Raw genomic sequence first — 18,295 nt, 5'->3', positions numbered from 1 at the left:
CGATACTGATTTATTAGATTGCCCTCATTTAACTCAGGAGTTGTTATGCGATTCATTGTACTATTGATTTCTTTCATCAGCCTTTCTGCCTGCTCCATGTTCGGTACAGAAAGGGTCCGCCACAACAAGACCACCAGTCTGGTCCAGTTTCTTTACCCTGATGGCGTCATTCCACAGGATCTGGCATCGCCGGTTTTGCAATTGCCGCTGCGCGTGGGATTGGCCTATGTGCCTGGCAATCATCAGTCTGGCAGTCTGGACCCGGCGTTAAAACTGGAGTTGCTGAATCAGGTCAAGCAATCTTTTACAAACCTGGATTATGTGGATCGCATAGAAATCATTCCGGAGCTTTATATGTCCGGACACAACCAAGGTCACCAACTGGATCAATTGCGGCAGTTATATCAACTGGATGTCATGGCCCTGATTTCTTATGATCAACTGGTCAATCGCAAAGAAAATCTACTGGCCGTGACGTATTTAACCATCGCAGGCAATTACATATTTCCAGGCTCACACTTCAATGTCAGCACCCTCATTGATTTGGCAGTGATTGACCTGCAGAGCAAACGCTTGCTGTTCAGAGCTGCCGGCACCAACAGCTCCAAAGGCACCACCGCAGAAGCTTATACCCGCCACCAGTATGACAAGCACCAAGCCAATGATTTTGTATCCGCCATGCACCTGATGGTGAGCCATTTGGGCACAGAACTCATTAACTTCGAACGCCGGTTAAAAGAACAAAGACCAGGTGAAGAGATCAGGGTTGAAGCCAGACCTGGCTACAAAATGTCTGTTGACTGGAGCATACTGTTGATATCAGGACTGATCATATTGGCCCGGACGTTTAGCCAGTCCTGAACAGCTTCATGACAACGTCTGAAAATAACACAAAACTGTGGTGCATCCTGATGACTGGCTTGAATGCCATGGTGGCTGTTTTTGTTGGCTTTGCCTCTCCTTCCACCATGTATCGGGCAGGACCTGAAAACCCATGGTATGCTTTCATCACGACTCATTTCAGTCATATTGATCACCAACACCTGTTCAGCAACCTCACGGCACTTTGGCTGTTGAACAGTTTGTTTCCCATCAGAACTTCGTTGATTTGCGCAGCCTATCTCACATGCATCATGGCTACAGCCTGGTATGCCGGCGCCAATCACACAGAAGCCTATCTGGGGTTTTCAGCATTGCTATACTGTCATCCAGGTTGTTACCTGATAAAAACCCTATGCAAAGGTAAGTTCATTGCAGCCGGAATGATTATTTGGGTCCTTTGCTGTCAACTTTATATAATGACGCCGCTGCACACCTCACCTCTTGATTCGTGGATTCCGATGTCCGATGCGCATTTAATTGGATTTTTCAGCGGAACTTTGGTGACATTTTTCCATCAGATATATCATGAGCACCTTACTTCAACCCGTTACTTTCAAGACAGTTATCACCACCCTGATGATCTTAACGACGGTGTTGCACAGCACCATCGGGCAAACCGAAGAACAACCTCAGCCCATTCAATCGTGTGGAAACAGTCCTGAGGCCATGGCTCTGGCAAATCTCATACGCAACCATCCCCGGCAGCAAAGAAAAAACCTTGTCTGCAATAACAAGTTGGCCCAAATTGCCCGGATCAAAGCCAAACTGATCATTGATGGCCAAAACATCTGGCACAACGCAGGACACCTTACGCCCAATCAATTACTTCGACATCATGGCTATCATTTACCCGCTTCTTACCCATGGTTTGGCAATCAAGTGGAAGCGCTGGCTGGCGGCAAGCATCAAGCTGATGACGTTTTGACTGATTTTTTAGACAGTTTCTCCCATCGCACACTGCTGTTGGGAGAAGATCCGTTTTTTGTGGCACAGCAACAATTGGGCGTCGCCTATGTTCATCATCCTGACAGCAGTTATGAACATTATTGGGTGGTGATCATTGCTGACGAACAGGATCAGACCAGAACTCCTCCCACAAATACAATCCAGAAAAAAAACAAGCCATCTGCGCAGCTTAAAAGGGATCAAATCAAAGAAAAACTATACCGGCGCAAAGTTCGCTCCACCCTTTGGCACAGATGAATCTGGCGCTGACTTATTCCAGGCCGGCAAAGCCCAATTCGCCCAATGCATGATAAAGCACAATGGCGACAGTGTTGGATAAATTGAGGCTGCGTGATCCTGGCTTCATGGGTATCCTGATGTTGTTTACAACTTTGGATCGCAAAACCTCATCCGGCAAACCCCTTGTTTCAGGACCAAATAACAAACAATCTCCTTGCCTGAAAGTCGTTTGATGGTGATAGTCTGTGGCCTTGGTGGTCAGGGCGTGGATGGCTCCAAATTGGGTATTGCTGAGGAACTCGTCAAAGTTCTGATGCTCAATGACCTGAGCCCACTCATGATAGTCCAGCCCCGCCCTTCGCAATGCTTTGACTTCCATATCAAAACCCAGTGGATGTATCAAATGTAACTGGGCACCGGTATTGGCACACAGGCGAATGATGTTTCCGGTATTCGGAGGGATTTCAGGTTGGTACAGGGCAATGTGCAGCATGCGCATCCAAAAGCGGTTATTTTAACTTCATCAAGTTCATAAGTCAGCTTGAAATACATTCCTGAAAGGCACTCTGCCACCCAGCCATGCACAGGGTTCAGACAAAGCTTGTTAAAGCTGTTTTATCTGCTGTGGATTTGTTAACATAGCAAACATCAACATCATAACAAAACAAAGGGGCCTATGAAAAAAATCATTCTGTTGCTGTTGAGTCTGTTTACTACCGAAATCTCCCTGGCCGCGGTTGCCCGCGACTGGAACGAAGTTTTACTGGATGCCATTCGTGAAGATCAGGCACGACCGACGGTACATGCCAGAAACCTTTACCATGTTTCCGCAGCCATGTACGATGCCTGGTGTGTTTATGACAGTCAGTGTGACGGGGTTTTTTATCAACAAAAACACACCCCTGAAACGAATCTGAATGATGATCGCGCTGAGTCCATCAGCTACGCAACTTACCGCCTTTTGCTCTGGCGATTTTCACCCTCAGTGGGTGCAGATGTTTCAATTCCGGCCATCAACACACACATGACCACCCTCGGTTATGACCCAAACGTAACCACCCAGCAAGGTGACTCACCTGCCGCCATAGGTAATCGCATTGCACAATTGATCATTGATCAAGGATTGACCGATGGAACCAATGAATTGAACGACTATGAAAATCAGTTTTATGAACCGGTGAATGAACCGCTGTTACCTGATTTTCCCGGCAACCCAGACATCACCGATCCCAATCGCTGGCAACCCCTGGCTTTGGAGTACTTCAAGGATCAGTCAGGCATCATCATTGGTGAATATCCTGATTTTCTGAGTCCGGAATGGGGCCAGGTAGATACTTTTTCATTACGGGCAGCTGATGCCACCGATTACCAACGTGACGGTTTCCCATACCGGGTGTACAAAGACCCCGGAGCGCCTCCATATATCGGCGGAACTGGTGATGCCGATTATAAAGCCGGATTTGAGCAAGTGGTCTTGTTCAGTGGCCTGCTTGATCCGGCCGATGGCGTGATGATTGACATCAGTCCGGCATCTCGTGGCAACAACGATCTGGGAACCAACAATGGAGCCGGTTATGACCTTAACCCAATCACCGGACTACCCTATCAGCCTGAATGGGTACCGGCTGGTGACTATTACCGGGTTCTGGCCGAGTTTTGGGCTGATGGACCAGACTCAGAAACCCCACCGGGGCACTGGTTCACCATACTCAATACGGTTTCAGATCACCCCTTACTGGAAAAAAGATTCAAAGGACAGGGCCCGTTACTGGATGACCTGGAGTGGGAAGTCAAGAGCTACCTGGCACTGGGCGGAACCATGCACGATGCAGCGGTCGCCGCCTGGAGCGTCAAAGGCTGGTATGACTACATTCGTCCGGTTTCTGCCATCAGATACATGTGCGATCAGGGACAAAGCTCTGATCCCAATGCTGCCAGCTACAACCCCAACGGCATTGGCTTGTACCCAGGTCAGGTTGAACTGATCACACCCGTCACCATTCAACCAGGTGGTATCCATCAACACCTGGCCGGACTCGGCAACGAAAACCTTGGCAAAATTGCTGTGAATGCCTGGCGTGGACCGGATTACATCATTGACCCTGACATCACAGTTGCGGGGGTCGGCTGGATATTGTGTGAAAATTGGTGGCCTTACCAGCGCCCCAGTTTTGTTTCGCCGCCTTTTGCCGGCTATGTGTCTGGCCACAGTGTTTTTTCCAGAGCAGCTGCTGAAGTAATGACTTTACTGACCGGTAGTGCATTTTTTCCGGGTGGAATGAGCGATTTTTTTGCGCCTCAAAATGAGTTTCTGGTTTTCGAAGACGGCCCAAGTGTAGACATCACCCTGCAATGGGCCACATATCAGGATGCGGCCGATGAAACCAGTATTTCAAGAATCTATGGTGGCATACACCCCACTGCAGATGACATTCCCGGCCGGTTCATGGGTTATGACATTGGCCATCAGGGGTTTGCCTTGGCAGAAGCTTACTTTGCAGGGTTGGTCAGGGGTTCGATGATACCTGTACCGGTGAACCAATGGCCGGCCTTGCTGTTTTTATTACTGTGCATGACATGCTCAGCGTTTGTCATTTCACATCGCAATAAGCATTCATGAATCAACTGTCCACTCTGTTCAACCAGAGTCGTCCTTACCTGCTGCTGATGCGAATGGATCGCCCCATTGGCACCCTGCTTTTGTTGTGGCCAGCCTGGTGGGCATTGTGGTCTGCCAGTAACGGACAACCTGAATTTTCAGTCTGGCTGATATTTTCCATTGGGGTCTTTCTGATGAGATCTGCAGGTTGTGTAATCAATGACATTGCAGACAGAAACATTGACGGGCATGTCAAAAGAACCCAAAACCGTCCGCTGACCAGTGGCAAAATCAGCCTCAAACAAGCGTACATATTATTTGTTGGACTGATGATCTGTGCGGCAATTTTACTGCTGTTTTTATCGCAATTGACCATTATGCTTGCGCTCATTGCAGCCTTCCTTGCCGTCACGTACCCACTGATGAAACGCCATACATACCTTCCTCAGGTTTATCTCGGTGTGGCATTCTCATTTTCCATACCCATGGCCTTTGCAGAAATCACAGGGCATGTTCCCCAGGAAGCCTGGCTGCTGTTTGTGGCCAACATACTCTGGACCACTGCATATGACACCATTTACGCCATGGTGGACCGCAAAGACGACCTCAAAATAGGCGTCAAATCAACCGCTGTTTTATTTGGCGATCTTGACCGGGTCATTATTGGCATCATTCAGCTACTCACACTCATGGCACTGTTTTTGTTCGGTAAACAGATGTCATTCACTGCTCCATATTTTCTGGCATTGGTGGCTGTTATTTGGTTGTTTGCCCATCAACAACTATTGATTCATCAACGCAATGAAGCCAAATGTTTCAAAGCATTTCTGAATAATAACTGGGTAGGAATGATCATATTTCTGGGAATATTCATCCATACCCTCTTGAAAAATTAAAGTCCATTCATACATACTCTTTGAGCCAGATTGCCGGATACGGGATCTGGCCAATAACCCGACCTGGCGATAGCAGGTCACTTAAATTTAATATTGCTTTTAAGGAGAATATGATGAATTTTGATTTAACCCCTTTATTTCGTACATCCATTGGTTTTGATCGCATGGCTCAGTTACTGGACCAGGCCAACCGCATTGATCAAACGCCCAGTTATCCACCATACAACATTGAAAGTATAGAGGAAAACCGTTATCGGATTACCCTGGCGCTGGCTGGATTCAGTGACCATGATTTGGAAATCACTTCAGAACAAAACACCCTAACGGTCAAAGGTAAGAAAGAATCTGAGGTGGAAGGCAACTTCATCCATCGAGGCATTGCCAACCGCTCATTTGAACGCCGTTTCCAATTGGCCGATCATGTTAACGTGAAGGGCGCCAGTATGCACAATGGCTTATTGCACATTGAGCTGGAACGTGAGATTCCTGAAGCCATGAAGCCCAGAACCATTGCCATTGGTTCAGACAGCAACACGGTAGACAGCAAACCCAAGGCTGTGGAATCAAAAAAGGAAGTGGCCTGATCACTTTGTACCCATAACCAAAAAAAAGGCCTGTTAACCAGGCCTTTTTTTATTGATTAAGATACAAATTCACCATTTAACACTGTCTCGGTGAACCGGCATGGTCATACAACGACAGCCTCCTCCACCCCGTGACAGCTCAGAACCATCCATCGCCACCGCAGCTTTGCCAGCTGGCAAACTGCGTTTTTTGTTGATTAAATCATTGGCATCAATTACCTCAAAACCAGCCACATCAAGGGCATCCAAAGTGGCTTTATTGTGTTTGTAACCGATGATTTGCCCTGGTGCAAAAGTAAAGAAGTTTGCACCACTGGTCCATTGCTCTCTTTCCTGAGCAAAAGGACTGTCACCGCCACAGTTAACAAAGTTTAATTCCAGGCCAAACAAACGTAAGGCTTTGGGCAAACCGGAATATTCATTGATGTAATTGATTTTCCCCTGGGTGCAGCTCATATGAAACGCTTTGCATTTCCCTGCTCCAGTGATCAAAGGAGCAAAATTCATCACAGTGTCGACATCCAACATGGTGAAGATCATATCCAAATGTATGGTCGCCCTGATTTTCGGCAATTCAACCACCACAATGTCCAGGTTGTCATGACCCATTGACAACTTTTCCGCCATTCGATCAATGGCCCTTGCAGAAGTGCGTTCAGAATAACCTATCACCAGCAAGTCATCACGTATAACCAATAAATCACCACCTTCTATGGTCAGGTTTTCTGATTTTCTTTGAGTCCCATCAAAGTGAAAACCCTGGCCTTTGAGGTTTGGGTGATTATTAAATATCGATTTCAGCAACAAGGCTTCAGTCAACCGAACCCGGTGTGCCATGGAACCAATGATGGGCTTGTCGTATACACACATCACTGCATCACGGGTAAAAAAGGCATTAGGCAATGGCGGAATGGCATGTCTTGAAGGGCTAATGTACCTTTCCAAGGTGTTCTTTTTAAGTAATGTACCCTGAAAGAGCTGAGTGGCCAGATCCTTGGCATCAAATGACATCAGGTCATCAACCAATTCATTGTGACCATGTAATGCACACACATCCTGAATCAAATCCAATTTAACTTTTTCATCAACCAGAATATCTGACAACAATGCAGAAAACTCCAGTACATTGTCAGCAACCAGATTCAGTACACCACTGAGTTGAGCGTGTTCTTTAAGTGCCAGGTCAAGGGTGAGGATATCATCATACAGAACTTCACTGGCTGTTTCCGGCGTCATGTTCTCCATTTCTGGTCCGGGCTGGTGAATAATTACCGTATTGAGTTTGCCAATTTCTGAATAATTCGAGATTTTTGCTGCGGTCATAGCTGATCACTCATCAAAAGAGATGTGGATTGTACTTGAGCGCGGCACAGCTTGGCAACTGAGAATATAACCGGCCTTGGTCTCCCATTCTTCCAGTGAATAATTGTTAATCATTTTGACATCACCTTCTACCAGCTTACAGCGACACGTCGCGCACACCCCAGCTTTGCAGGAGTAAGGGAGTTCAACGCCAGCCTGTTCAGCCGATTCAAGTAAGGTCGCCTGAGTACCGGCCAAAAGGTTAAATTCATGATTGGCACCATCAATGGTTACGGTGACGCCAGCGTCTTCTTTGATGGTCTTATCAGCCACAGAGATTTCCTGACCGTCACTGAGGAAACGTTCATTGTGAATCAATTCAGGCGCAATGCCTAAATCTTTCAATGCTTCACAAACGGTATCAATCATTGCTCCGGGACCACACACATAGAATCCATCAATGGCCACACCGTTCAACATCTGTCTAACTAATACAGATACTTTTTCGGCATCAAAACGACCTTGATAGAGCGGCATGTCTACTTTCTGCCTGGACAGAAAATAGTGCACACTGAAGCGACTGCCAAACAAGTCCTTGAGGTGCGCAATTTCATCATGCAAAAGCACATCAGAAGTTTTACTGTTGCCGTAAAACAAAGTAAAACGGGCAGTTTTTGTTTGCTCCAGTACAGCATAAATCATGCCCATCACCGGGGTGATACCTGATCCTGCGGCAAATGCCACATAGTCCTTGCCTTCGGCGGGCTCAACCACAAAATGTCCTGAGGGTGGCATCACCATGATCTGAGACCCCACTGGAAACTGGCTCAAGGCTGCATTGGAAAACCGGCCATCGTCTACCGTTTTTATTAACACATCCAGCTGGCCTTTCCTGCGTTGTGATGAACAGATGGAATAACTTCGGCGCAATTCTTCACCATTGACCTCAGCTTTAAAAGTCAGGTGCTGACCCGGAATAAAAGTAAATTCTTCAGCCAGTTCCTCAGGAACATCCAGGGTCCAGATGATTGCATTTGGTTGCGCATTGCTGTTGATGATTGTTAAGGGATAAAATTTATGCATGACATTTAAAATAATCGAAAGGTTCCAGACAAGACTCACAACGATAAAGGGCTTTACACGCTGTTGAACCAAACTGGCTGATGCAGGTGGTCTTTTCCGAACCACACTGCGGACATTGAATAACCTGATCACTGGCACTGATGGGTGGTGCTATGCCATACAGCTTCATGGCGGCCCTACCCCTTGCTGTGATCATATCGGTGTTCCACGCGGGCGTGTTAAGCAATTGAATATCAACTTCATGTTGACCGTGCTCTGCCAGGGTCTGGCGAATCTCATCCTGAATCACATACATGGCCGGACAGCCTGAATATGTGGGAATGATTTTGACCACAATCTGCTCATTGGTGATTTCCACCGCCTGCAGGACCCCGAGGTCCTGAATACTGATGACCGGAATTTCGGGATCTTTCACCGCCTGTAACCAGGCCAATACCTGCCGGGCAGTGAGACCACTCATCACCATTCACATCCAGGATAGGCACGCTGCAGAAACTGCATGTCTGCCAACATATATCCCAGGTGTTCAGTATGCTCACCTACCAAGCCTCCTGTCGCCATCCAACCATTTTCAGGTTTGGCCAACTGGCAATCTTCCAGCAACTGTTCGGTTTGTTGTTGCCAGACAGTCTGTATGGCTCCCATATCAGGAATCACCGATGCAGTCATTAATCGTTGCATCGATTCATCCGTTTCGAATAATTCGGGCGTGTAAAACCACAGGTCATCGAGGGCTTTTTGCATTTTCTCATGTGCTTCCTCTGTACTCAAACTGAGCCTTTGACACCAGGCTTCTGAACGACTGAGGTGGTACTTCACTTCCATCAGGGCTTTTTGTGCCAAAGCAGCCAACTGTTCATCGCTGGATACTGACAATTGTTGATACAAGTGTAAATGATACACATCGATGAAATACTGTTTCAGTGTGGTGTAGGCAAAATCGCCTCTGGGCAATTCAGTGATCAGCGGGTTGCGGTATTCAGGAACATCCCTGAGAAAAGCCAGGTCATCTGGACTTGTGGAGGTCTCACTGTTGTCACAAGCCAGTTGGTAAAACATCTGGGCGTGCCCTATCAGATCCAATGAGACATTGGTCAATGCCACATCTTCTTCCAAATACGGACCATGGCCACACCATTCAGCCAGGCGTTGACCCATGGTCAATGAGGTATCTGCCAGGCGCAAAGCAAATTGATACAGGTCTTGATTCATCACATGTTTTCCACTTCTTTGTCCAACGGATAAAACGTTGGGTGTCTGTACACTTTGTCCTCAGCCGGGTCAAACCACTCATGTTCCTGTGCAGGATTGGAAGCAGTGATCTGCTCTGCTTCAACAACCCAGATGCTGACCCCTTCTTTCCGGCGGGTATACACGTCCCGGGCATTGAGCAATGCCATTTGTGGATCACTGGCATGCAGCGAGCCAACGTGGCGATGATTAAGGCCTGATTTGGCGCGGATAAACACTTCATATAATTTCATTTCAGACATCAGGCAGCCTCTTCTTGGTTTTGTTTTTGCTGGTACACTTCTGCGGCTTCTCTGACCCATTCGCCTTCTTCATGTGCATTGATACGGGCTTGCAAACGTTCTTTGTTACAGGGTCCATTTCCTTTAATCACATCAATGAATTCCTGCCAGTTGATTTCGCCATGATCATATTGACCAGTCTCTTCATTCCAGCGCAATTCAGGATCCGGAATGGTCAACCCAAGATGTTCAGCCTGTGGCACGGTCGCATCAATGAATTTTTGACGCAATTCATCATTGGTAAATCGTTTGATTTTCCACTTCATGGATTGTTCTGAGTGTTTAGAATCTTTGTCACTGGGACCAAACATCATCAATGCAGGCCACCAAAACCGGTTCAAAGCCCGTTGAGCCATGTCTTTTTGTGCAGCCGTTCCCCGTGCCAGAACAGTCATGATTTCATAGCCCTGACGCTGATGGAAACTTTCTTCTTTGCAGATTCTGATCATCGATCGGGCGTAAGGGCCGTAAGATGAACGGCACAAGGGTACCTGGTTCATGATGGCGGCGCCATCAACCAGCCAGCCAACCGCACCGATGTCAGCCCAAGAAGGTGTTGGATAATTAAAGATACTGGAATACTTGGCCTTACCTGTCAACAGTTCATCAGTCAGTTGGTCACGGGTCACACCAAGGGTTTCTGTGGCTGAATAAATATACAAGCCATGACCCGCTTCATCCTGAACTTTGGCCAACAAAATCATCTTACGCTTTAAACTTGGTGCCCGGGTAATCCAGTTCCCTTCTGGCAACTGGCCAACGATTTCCGAATGGGCATGCTGAGACATCTGACGAATCAGGGTTTTGCGATAGGCCTCAGGCATCCAGTCGCGTGGCTCAATTTTCTCTTCACGGTCGATTCGGGCCTGAAACTCAGCCATCAGCTCAGCGGGTTCCAGTTGACCTTCTGCATCTTTTAAACCTTGTGAATACATATTTCTCTCTGTTTTTATTTTGGTTGATATTGTAATGATTTCTGATCAAATTCAGGTGAATCGACGGCTTCATAAGCTTAACAGCCATTGTCACCAGAGAACTTGACTCAGGTCATACCCGTTCCATTAACAATGCCATGCCCTGGCCCACACCCACACACATGGTGCACAAAGCATAGCGCCCCTGATTACGTTGCAATTCTTTGCTGGCTGTTAACACCAGCCTGGCGCCACTCATACCCAACGGATGACCAAGGGCAATGGCCCCACCATTGGGGTTCACCCGTGGGTCATCATCAGCCACTTTCAGCAGACGTAATACAGCCAAAGCCTGTGAAGCAAAGGCTTCATTCAGTTCAATGACATCCAGTTGATTAACAGACAGTCCATATCGCTTCAGCAATTGTTGCGTTGCCGGTACTGGCCCAATGCCCATGACATCCGGATCAACACCAGCCACATTGGCGCCCACAAACCTGGCAACTGGCTGTAACTGATATTTGTCTACTGCATCTGCAGAAGCAACAATCAATGCACAAGCTCCATCATTCACGCCTGAAGCATTGCCAGCAGTGACGGTACCAGCAGTTCTGAATGGCGTTGACAAACGTGATAATTTTTCCAGCTGAGTGTCCGATCTGGGATGTTCATCAGAATCCACCAACAAATCATCCTGTTTTCTCCGGGGAATGGCAACCGGGATGATCTCTTCTGCCAACACCCCAGTCTGTTGTGCATGAGCCGTTTTGGTTTGAGAATTCAGTGCAAACAGGTCCTGATCCTCTCGGCTGACATTGAATTTTTCTGCCACATTTTCACCGGTTTCCGGCATTGAATCTGTGCCATATTGCTGTTTGAGCAGTGGATTGATGAAGCGCCAACCAATGGTGGTGTCATATATTTCTGCTTTTCTGGAAAAAGCCGCATCCGCTTTGGGCATCACAAACGGTGCCCTGGACATCGATTCCACACCACCGGCAATGATCACTTCAGCGTCACCAAAAGCAATGGTCCTGGCGGCTGTGGCTACCGCATCCAGACCAGATGCACATAAGCGGTTGATGGTCATGCCGGCCACATTGGTTGGTAACCCGGCAAGCAAGGCTGACATTTTTGCCACATTGCGGTTATCTTCACCTGCCTGATTGGCACAGCCAGCCAACACATCATCAATGTGTTCCGGAGCCAGCGAGGGGTTTCTTTTCATCACAGATTTGATGACATGGGCCAAAAGGTCGTCAGGCCTGACTGATGCAAGCGAACCACCAAAGCGGCCAATGGGCGTTCTCACGCCGTCACAAATATATACGGGTCTCATAGTTGATTCCTGATGTAAGGAGACAAACGGTAGCGATCATCACCAAACCACCGCTGCAGGTGTTGCAACGTATTGACCACATGATCCCAGCCAAGCTCTGCGCCCAGAGCCAGTAGCCCTTTGGGGTAATTCACTCCATAACGCATCGCCAGGTCCACTTCATTGGGTCCACAAACCCCGTTGAACACGGTGTCTGCGGCTTCATTGATGAGCATGGCCATCGTGCGCATCGCAATCATACCTGGCTGATCATCAGTGACAAGCACCTGTTTGCCCATGTGATTGAGCATGGCTATGATGCGATGTTGCATGAACTCATTGACCATGGGTCCAAATGCCAGGTTTACGGTTTTGGCTTTACGAAAATCGATCGACACATCCACCAGGCAAGTCGGTTGTCCGCTTTGTGCCTCATGCTGTCGGGCAGTTTGACCGTCAGTCATGAGAATTTGGCAGCCACTGATGATGACCAAATCTCCCTGCCATTTACGTTGATCATACTCAAATTCACTGAACAAAACACTCAGATAAGTCAGTTCTTCCGGGACGATCAGTTGATCGAACTGAGCTTCACTGTATTGATATTCAGGCTTGGGCCTGACCGCACCATCAGCATGGTCATAAAAACCTTTACCGGTTTTTTTACCCAGTTTGTTGGCGTGTACCATTTCGCTTTGAATCAGTGAAGGCTTAAATCGTGGATCGTTGAACATTGCCTGATAGACGGTCTGACTGACGGCATAATTAACATCAATCCCAATCAAATCCATCAGTTCAAAAGGTCCCATCCGAAACCCCGCGGCCTCTGTCATCACCGCATCGATGTGTTCCACCGAAGCCAATTGTTCTTGTTTGATTTTCAGTGCCTCACCATAAAATGGCCGGGCAACGCGGTTAACAATAAAGCCTGGCGATGATTGTGCTCTGACCGGTTTTTTGCCCCAGGACCTGCACAACTTAACAGCCTGTTCAATGTATTTTGGATTCGTTTCTACGCCTGCAATCACCTCGACCAGTTTCATCACTGGTGCCGGATTGAAAAAATGCAGGCCAAACAATCGCTGAGGGTCGTCAAGTGCAGCGGCGATGGCAGACACCGAAATTGATGACGTGTTGGTGGCCAGCAATGCCTCTTCACTCAACAGTTTTTCCAGCTTAACAAACAATTGTTGTTTAACAGCCAGGTCTTCAATCACCGCCTCGACCACCAGGTCACATACCTTCAATGCGTCAAGCTCACTGACCACACGAATAGAACGGCTGATTTGCCCGGCTTGCTCAGCGGTGATTTTGCCCCTTAACACACGTTTTTTGAGTCTCGCCTGTAAGGCTTCGTGGGCTTGCCCGGCAAAGGCTTGATTGACATCATATACCTGTACTTTATGTCCGTTGGCCGCAGCCACTTCGCAGATCCCCATACCCATGGTTCCTGCACCCACCACCCCAATCAGTTGTATGTCATTCATCTCAGTGACCTTTGAATTTTGGAGGGCGTTTTTCATTGAATGCCGCCACACCCTCGGAAAAATCATGACTCAGACCGCAGACCCGCTGAACATCGCGTTCACGATCAAGGTGCTCACCATACATGTTGCTGTAAGACTCATCAAATATGTTCTTGATGAAAGACAGCGCCCGGGTTGGCCGGTTGGCCAGCGTATGGGTCAATTCATCAACCTGCTGATCAAAATCGCTGTCATCAATTGCCTGATAAATCATACCCCATTCAACGGCCTGATCAGCTGAGACCGGAGTGCCCAGCATGGCGATGGCTTTGGCCCTTGCCAATCCGATCAGTTTCGGCAATATCCAGGTTCCATTACAGTCCGGAATCAAACCAATTGAAGAAAAAGCCTGGATGAATTTGGCAGATTTTCTGGCCACCACCACATCACAATTCAAAGCGATGTTTGCACCCGCACCTGCTGCAACGCCATTGACTGCACAAACAATGGGCGCCTGGATGGATTTCAATAACCGCAGGTTTTTATTGTAGCCATTTTCTAATTTCTCTCCCAAATCCATTTTTTCAGCGCCCTTACGTTCGCCAAGGTCCTGACCTGCACAAAAGCCGCGTCCGGCACCAGTCAGTAAAACACAACGGATGCTGTCATCATTCACAATGTGGTTAAGCACCTGATAAAACTCTTTGTGCATGGTTTCAGAAAAGGCATTCAGCTTATCCGGGCGGTTCAACACCACTGTGGCGATGTTGTCTGATTGCTGGTAAACGATGGTGGTGAGGTCTGTCAGTTGTTGAGACATGATGGTCAACGGGTCATTTTTTAAAGCACACCATTATACAAGATTTACCAGCGCTTTTACGGCAGAGGAACTGAAATAATTTATCACTGCTCACAAAGCAGAATCAACCAGCCTTTGACTGATGACCTGGTTTGTAATGATCTGTCTGACCCACTGATGCATGCCCTGCTGCGGCCCACAAAAAAACGGGCCAATTGCCCGTTTTTATATTGCCATGTTACCGGAGATCGACTCAACCAATTATGCCGTTCAAATAACCCATTTTCCAGGCCGCCGCCACCGCAGCACCAAGAACAACGACGGTGATCAACCATTTAACCGCACCACCACCTGACGCTTCATCTTCAATGGGCTCAGAACTGGTTTTGGTTCTGCTTTGGGGCTTGGTTGACCCACTTTCAGACTGTGCAGGTTCAGCCATGCCAGGTGTCTGCACCAGAAATCGAATGTTATCAATTTTCAGTTCATCACCCACCTTCAACTCACCAGATTCGACTTTTTTACCATTCACAAAAGTGCCATTTGAGGAACCCAGGTCTTTGACGGTCAAACCATCAGGTTCAACATCTATTTGCACATGCTTACGAGAGATACCATCGGCATTGACACAAATGTGACATTCAGAATGACGGCCCATGATGGTAGATCCCCTGAGTGGGTAGGTTTTGCCAAAATAGGCACCAGACACACCCCGTAAAATAAATTTAGGCAACGCCATGCGGATCCGGGTCCGGTTATCATCTTCCTCTTCAACCTGATCGGAGGAAACCAGCTTCATGTGAAGCTGAGAAGCAATCAGAAGATCGCCTTCCCTGACCTCTTTATTGGTTTTCACCAACTTGCCATTGACCGACACCAGCCTGGCTGGATTATCAATGCTGATTTCACATTCATTATTTTCAATGGTGATGGTCGCATGGATGTCTGCCAAGCCCTTGTCTTCCAGCGTGAAGTCTGCATCTGCAGAGCTGCCAACGGTGTATTTACCTGGCTTGAGTTCAACGTCCGGATGATCTCCCTGAGGAAAATGTAGTTTCATATGTGCTTCCCAGTAAACTTTTTTATGATTATAGCAAACTAATTATACAACACCAAACAGCTGTTTATTCAGGCTGATTGATGTGAGTTTTGCCATTCATGTATTTTTGCAACACAGTTGGCACTTTGATGCTGCCATCTGCCTGTTGATAATTTTCCATCACCGCTATCAAGGTTCTTCCAACGGCCAGTCCAGAGCCGTTCAATGTGTGTACCAGTTGTGGTTTTTTGGCACCTGCTGATCTGTACCGGGCTTGCATTCTTCGGGCCTGAAAATCCACACAATTGGAGCAGGATGATATTTCACGATAGGTATTTTGTGCTGGCAACCAGACTTCCAGGTCGTAGGTTTTGGTGGCCGAAAAACCCATGTCACCGGTACATAAAACGATGGTCCTGTATGGCAATTCAAGGGCCTGAAGAATCGCCTCAGCATGACCAGTCATTTCCTCAAGTGCTGAAAATGAATCATCCGGATGAACAATCTGCACCATTTCGACCTTATCAAACTGATGTTGCCTGATCATGCCCTTGGTGTCTTTTCCGTAACTACCGGCCTCTCTCCTGAAACAAGGCGTGTGAGCAGTCAGTTTGATGGGCAGGTCAGCCTCATCAATGATGGCATCAGCGACCAGGTTGGTTAGAGGTACTTCAGCGGTTGGAATCAGATACCTTTCATCTTCTGTGATGAATGCATCATCGGCAAATTTGGGTAATTGCCCACTGCCTTTCATGGTTTCTGCATTGACCAGATACGGAACATAATATTCGCGGTAACCGTGTTTTTCAGTATGCATGTCCAGCATCAATTGAGCCAGTGCCCGATGCATCTGTGCCACCTCTCCTGTCAGCAAGGTGAACCTTGAACCCGATAAATTGGCCGCAGATTCGGCATCCAGGCCACGATTCACTTCACCCAATTCCACATGGTCTTTCACCGTGAAATCAAATGTACCCGGCTCACCCCATTTTCTGACTTCAACGTTATCAGCTTCGTCTTTACCCAGAGGCACCGATTCATCTGCCAGGTTAGGGGTATACAGAATCACTTTGTCCATATCTGTAAGAATATCTTTGAGGGCTTTCTTGGAAGACTCCAGTTGCTCGCCAATTTGTGCCACCTCATCCAGCAAAGGCTGAATGTCGTCGCCTTTGGCTTTGGCCTGACCAATGGATTTCGAGATGGTGGTTCTTTTGTTTTGTAAGGCTTCGGTTTCGACCTGAATGGTTTTTCTGGCTTGTTCCAGCTTTTGCCATCCGGCCACATCCAAATCATATCCACGTTCGGCTAATTTTTTGGCGGTGACTTCTAATTCCGTCCTGAGCAATTGAGGATCGAGCATATCCTATAGTTCCTGTTGATTCTGAAAACCTGGCATTTTAGCCCAGATGAGGTTCCTTGAGAAGTGTTGTACCCGGCTGTATTGCGAAGCCGCATTGATCATCTGTCAGAACAGGTATGCCTGCAAGCCAGTTTATTCATTCACCAGCCTCCCTCATGATCTCCCAGGTGATCATTCAGCCATTGTTGGTGTTTGGCCAACTCGGCCTCATGCACTGCTGGAGTCACCAATGGCGGTAAGTCTTGCAGATCAAACTTTCTGGTTTTTTGACCACTGTTCTGGCTGAGGTTCAGGTTCAGCCTGGTTTGTCCGCCGGTCATCGCCAAATACACCTGTGCCAGTATCTCCGAATCCAGCAAAGCCCCATGAAGGGTTCGGTGTTCATTCCCTATGCCATAACGCTTACACAAAGCATCCAGGTTATTTTTCGCACCAGGATGTTTTTTCTTGGCAAAAACAAGGCTATCAGTAATTGTGCAGATGTCCTCAAGTCGTTCAGACTTACCAAGCAAACTCAGCTCGTGATTCAAAAACCCCACATCAAACGGGGCGTTATGAATCACCAGTTCTGCACCTTTCACAAATGCCAGAAACTCATCGACAATACGGGCAAACAGCGGCTTGTCAGACAAAAACTCATTGCTCAGCCCGTGCACTGCCAAGGCTTCTTCATCGACAGCATATTGGGGATTGATGTATTGATGATAATGTTGGTCAGTGATTTCTCTGTTCAACACCACCACTGCACCAATTTCGATGATCCGGTGTCCATCCTGTGGTTTTAAACCAGTGGTTTCGGTGTCCAACATGATGAGTTTACTGTTGCTCATGATTTGATCTTCTCTGCTTGTTTTCTGGCTTCATCATCCACCAATTCATTTTCCGGATGACCTGAATGACCCTTGACCCAATACCATTGAATTTGGTGTGGTTGCATGGCCTGGTCAAGTGACTGCCACAGGTCTACATTTTTAACCGGTTCGGATTTGGTTTTCATCCAATTTTTCTGCTTCCAATTAATCATCCATTGGGTGGCACCATCCATCACGTATTTGGAATCAGTGTACAACTCAATACGACAGGCCTGTTTCAACAGCCCCAGCGCCCGGATCACGGCCGTCAGTTCCATGCGGTTATTGGTGGTATCAGGTTCCGCCCCGGAAATTAATTTACGCTTTTGTTGATATTGTAACAGGGCAGCCCAGCCGCCCGGCCCTGGGTTTCCCAGGCAAGAGCCATCGGTGTATACCTGTATTTCTTTGATCTCTGTTGCAGACTTATTCAAATGAGGATCCTGTTCACTTGCTGTTGTTCAATGAATGTTGCATCATAA

Annotated in this window: 19 protein-coding genes and 1 pseudogene; 6 read left to right on the top strand and 14 right to left on the bottom strand. The window is 47.5% G+C overall.

Annotated elements, in window-relative coordinates:
- The first annotated feature begins 45 nt into the window (after positions 1 to 45).
- From rhlP to B0475_RS12745, 3 genes and pseudogenes are all read left to right on the top strand, one after another.
- The gene (gene rhlP, locus B0475_RS12755) at positions 46 to 861 is read left to right on the top strand and encodes a rhombotarget lipoprotein (RefSeq protein ID WP_077412255.1); all 816 of its coding nucleotides are present in this window, start codon (positions 46 to 48) and stop codon (positions 859 to 861) included.
- Between the two features lie 8 nt (positions 862 to 869).
- Positions 870 to 1,382, top strand: a pseudogene (locus tag B0475_RS18060) (rhomboid family intramembrane serine protease); the annotation flags it as partial.
- Between the two features lie 25 nt (positions 1,383 to 1,407).
- On the top strand, positions 1,408 to 2,085 hold the full coding sequence (locus B0475_RS12745) for a CAP domain-containing protein (protein WP_232781884.1): 678 nt from the start codon (positions 1,408 to 1,410) through the stop codon (positions 2,083 to 2,085).
- Between the two features lie 13 nt (positions 2,086 to 2,098).
- Here the strand turns inward: B0475_RS12745 and B0475_RS12740 are convergent, their stop codons facing one another.
- The gene (locus tag B0475_RS12740) at positions 2,099 to 2,560 is read right to left on the bottom strand and encodes a tRNA (cytidine(34)-2'-O)-methyltransferase (RefSeq protein ID WP_077412359.1); all 462 of its coding nucleotides are present in this window, start codon (positions 2,558 to 2,560) and stop codon (positions 2,099 to 2,101) included.
- Positions 2,561 to 2,743: 183 nt separating this feature from the next.
- On the opposite strand from B0475_RS12740, the gene B0475_RS12735 reads away from it, so the two are divergent.
- From B0475_RS12735 to B0475_RS12725, 3 genes are all read left to right on the top strand, one after another.
- Positions 2,744 to 4,687: a vanadium-dependent haloperoxidase gene (locus B0475_RS12735; protein WP_077412252.1), complete on the top strand. Its 1,944-nt coding sequence runs from the start codon at positions 2,744 to 2,746 to the stop codon at positions 4,685 to 4,687.
- Positions 4,684 to 5,562 carry a 4-hydroxybenzoate octaprenyltransferase gene (gene ubiA, locus B0475_RS12730; RefSeq protein ID WP_198538261.1) on the top strand — a complete coding sequence of 293 codons (879 nt, stop codon included), beginning with the start codon at positions 4,684 to 4,686 and terminating at the stop codon, positions 5,560 to 5,562. The genes B0475_RS12735 and ubiA overlap by 4 nt, the downstream gene beginning before the upstream one ends.
- Positions 5,563 to 5,672: 110 nt before the next feature.
- On the top strand, positions 5,673 to 6,146 hold the full coding sequence (locus B0475_RS12725) for an Hsp20 family protein (protein WP_077412251.1): 474 nt from the start codon (positions 5,673 to 5,675) through the stop codon (positions 6,144 to 6,146).
- A 69-nt stretch (positions 6,147 to 6,215) separates the two neighbouring features.
- Here B0475_RS12725 and B0475_RS12720 read toward each other — a convergent pair whose 3' ends face one another.
- The 13 genes from B0475_RS12720 to rnhA all read right to left on the bottom strand — a co-directional run bounded on the left by B0475_RS12720 (position 6,216) and on the right by rnhA (position 18,226).
- Positions 6,216 to 7,469 carry an arginine deiminase gene (locus B0475_RS12720; RefSeq protein WP_077412250.1) on the bottom strand — a complete coding sequence of 418 codons (1,254 nt, stop codon included), beginning with the start codon at positions 7,467 to 7,469 and terminating at the stop codon, positions 6,216 to 6,218.
- 6 nt (positions 7,470 to 7,475) lie between these two features.
- Positions 7,476 to 8,531 (bottom strand): 2Fe-2S iron-sulfur cluster-binding protein, encoded by a 1,056-nt coding sequence (locus B0475_RS12715; RefSeq protein ID WP_077412249.1) that lies wholly within the window; start codon positions 8,529 to 8,531, stop codon positions 7,476 to 7,478.
- Positions 8,524 to 8,991 carry a 1,2-phenylacetyl-CoA epoxidase subunit PaaD gene (paaD, locus tag B0475_RS12710; protein ID WP_077412248.1) on the bottom strand — a complete coding sequence of 156 codons (468 nt, stop codon included), beginning with the start codon at positions 8,989 to 8,991 and terminating at the stop codon, positions 8,524 to 8,526. Before paaD ends, B0475_RS12715 begins: the two co-directional genes overlap by 8 nt.
- The gene (paaC, locus tag B0475_RS12705; RefSeq protein ID WP_077412247.1) at positions 8,991 to 9,743 is read right to left on the bottom strand and encodes a 1,2-phenylacetyl-CoA epoxidase subunit PaaC; all 753 of its coding nucleotides are present in this window, start codon (positions 9,741 to 9,743) and stop codon (positions 8,991 to 8,993) included. The genes paaD and paaC overlap by 1 nt, the downstream gene beginning before the upstream one ends.
- Positions 9,743 to 10,015 carry a 1,2-phenylacetyl-CoA epoxidase subunit PaaB gene (gene paaB / locus B0475_RS12700; protein ID WP_449288555.1) on the bottom strand — a complete coding sequence of 91 codons (273 nt, stop codon included), beginning with the start codon at positions 10,013 to 10,015 and terminating at the stop codon, positions 9,743 to 9,745. Before paaB ends, paaC begins: the two co-directional genes overlap by 1 nt.
- A gap of 8 nt (positions 10,016 to 10,023) precedes the next feature.
- A complete protein-coding gene (gene paaA, locus B0475_RS12695) occupies positions 10,024 to 10,998 on the bottom strand; it encodes a 1,2-phenylacetyl-CoA epoxidase subunit PaaA (RefSeq protein ID WP_077412245.1) in 975 nt (324 codons plus the stop codon).
- Positions 10,999 to 11,110: 112 nt separating this feature from the next.
- Positions 11,111 to 12,316: a 3-oxoadipyl-CoA thiolase gene (pcaF, locus tag B0475_RS12690; protein ID WP_077412244.1), complete on the bottom strand. Its 1,206-nt coding sequence runs from the start codon at positions 12,314 to 12,316 to the stop codon at positions 11,111 to 11,113.
- Positions 12,313 to 13,782, bottom strand: a complete 1,470-nt coding sequence (locus tag B0475_RS12685; protein WP_198538259.1) for a 3-hydroxyacyl-CoA dehydrogenase — start codon at positions 13,780 to 13,782, stop codon at positions 12,313 to 12,315. Before B0475_RS12685 ends, pcaF begins: the two co-directional genes overlap by 4 nt.
- 1 nt (position 13,783) lies before the next feature.
- A complete protein-coding gene (locus B0475_RS12680) occupies positions 13,784 to 14,581 on the bottom strand; it encodes an enoyl-CoA hydratase-related protein (RefSeq protein WP_077412357.1) in 798 nt (265 codons plus the stop codon).
- Between the two features lie 232 nt (positions 14,582 to 14,813).
- Positions 14,814 to 15,620 carry an FHA domain-containing protein gene (locus B0475_RS12675; RefSeq protein WP_077412242.1) on the bottom strand — a complete coding sequence of 269 codons (807 nt, stop codon included), beginning with the start codon at positions 15,618 to 15,620 and terminating at the stop codon, positions 14,814 to 14,816.
- Positions 15,621 to 15,684: 64 nt separating this feature from the next.
- The gene (serS, locus tag B0475_RS12670) at positions 15,685 to 16,962 is read right to left on the bottom strand and encodes a serine--tRNA ligase (protein WP_077412241.1); all 1,278 of its coding nucleotides are present in this window, start codon (positions 16,960 to 16,962) and stop codon (positions 15,685 to 15,687) included.
- A 140-nt stretch (positions 16,963 to 17,102) separates the two neighbouring features.
- A complete protein-coding gene (dnaQ, locus tag B0475_RS12665; RefSeq protein ID WP_077412240.1) occupies positions 17,103 to 17,792 on the bottom strand; it encodes a DNA polymerase III subunit epsilon in 690 nt (229 codons plus the stop codon).
- The gene (gene rnhA, locus B0475_RS12660; protein ID WP_077412356.1) at positions 17,789 to 18,226 is read right to left on the bottom strand and encodes a ribonuclease HI; all 438 of its coding nucleotides are present in this window, start codon (positions 18,224 to 18,226) and stop codon (positions 17,789 to 17,791) included. Before rnhA ends, dnaQ begins: the two co-directional genes overlap by 4 nt.
- Positions 18,227 to 18,295: the final 69 nt, after the last annotated feature.

The organism is Marinicella sediminis (assembly GCF_002000055.1).
Lineage (GTDB): Bacteria > Pseudomonadota > Gammaproteobacteria > Xanthomonadales > Marinicellaceae > Marinicella > Marinicella sediminis.
The sequence above is the reverse complement of the archived record's forward strand: the minus strand, read 5'-3'. Positions and strand labels throughout refer to the sequence as shown.

Coding starts and splice junctions, on each gene's coding strand:
- rhlP (WP_077412255.1), top strand. CDS start 46: ATGCGATTCATTGTACTATTGATTTCTTTCATCAGCCTTTCTGCCTGC.
- serS (WP_077412241.1), bottom strand. CDS start 16,962: ATGCTCGATCCTCAATTGCTCAGGACGGAATTAGAAGTCACCGCCAAA.
- B0475_RS12685 (WP_198538259.1), bottom strand. CDS start 13,782: ATGAATGACATACAACTGATTGGGGTGGTGGGTGCAGGAACCATGGGT.
- B0475_RS12725 (WP_077412251.1), top strand. CDS start 5,673: ATGATGAATTTTGATTTAACCCCTTTATTTCGTACATCCATTGGTTTT.
- ubiA (WP_198538261.1), top strand. CDS start 4,684: ATGAATCAACTGTCCACTCTGTTCAACCAGAGTCGTCCTTACCTGCTG.
- paaB (WP_449288555.1), bottom strand. CDS start 10,015: ATGAAATTATATGAAGTGTTTATCCGCGCCAAATCAGGCCTTAATCAT.
- B0475_RS12715 (WP_077412249.1), bottom strand. CDS start 8,531: ATGCATAAATTTTATCCCTTAACAATCATCAACAGCAATGCGCAACCA.
- B0475_RS12720 (WP_077412250.1), bottom strand. CDS start 7,469: ATGACCGCAGCAAAAATCTCGAATTATTCAGAAATTGGCAAACTCAAT.
- B0475_RS12740 (WP_077412359.1), bottom strand. CDS start 2,560: ATGCTGCACATTGCCCTGTACCAACCTGAAATCCCTCCGAATACCGGA.
- dnaQ (WP_077412240.1), bottom strand. CDS start 17,792: ATGAGCAACAGTAAACTCATCATGTTGGACACCGAAACCACTGGTTTA.
- B0475_RS12735 (WP_077412252.1), top strand. CDS start 2,744: ATGAAAAAAATCATTCTGTTGCTGTTGAGTCTGTTTACTACCGAAATC.
- paaA (WP_077412245.1), bottom strand. CDS start 10,998: ATGTATTCACAAGGTTTAAAAGATGCAGAAGGTCAACTGGAACCCGCT.
- paaD (WP_077412248.1), bottom strand. CDS start 8,991: ATGAGTGGTCTCACTGCCCGGCAGGTATTGGCCTGGTTACAGGCGGTG.
- pcaF (WP_077412244.1), bottom strand. CDS start 12,316: ATGAGACCCGTATATATTTGTGACGGCGTGAGAACGCCCATTGGCCGC.
- B0475_RS12675 (WP_077412242.1), bottom strand. CDS start 15,620: ATGAAACTACATTTTCCTCAGGGAGATCATCCGGACGTTGAACTCAAG.
- B0475_RS12745 (WP_232781884.1), top strand. CDS start 1,408: ATGAGCACCTTACTTCAACCCGTTACTTTCAAGACAGTTATCACCACC.
- paaC (WP_077412247.1), bottom strand. CDS start 9,743: ATGAATCAAGACCTGTATCAATTTGCTTTGCGCCTGGCAGATACCTCA.
- B0475_RS12680 (WP_077412357.1), bottom strand. CDS start 14,581: ATGTCTCAACAACTGACAGACCTCACCACCATCGTTTACCAGCAATCA.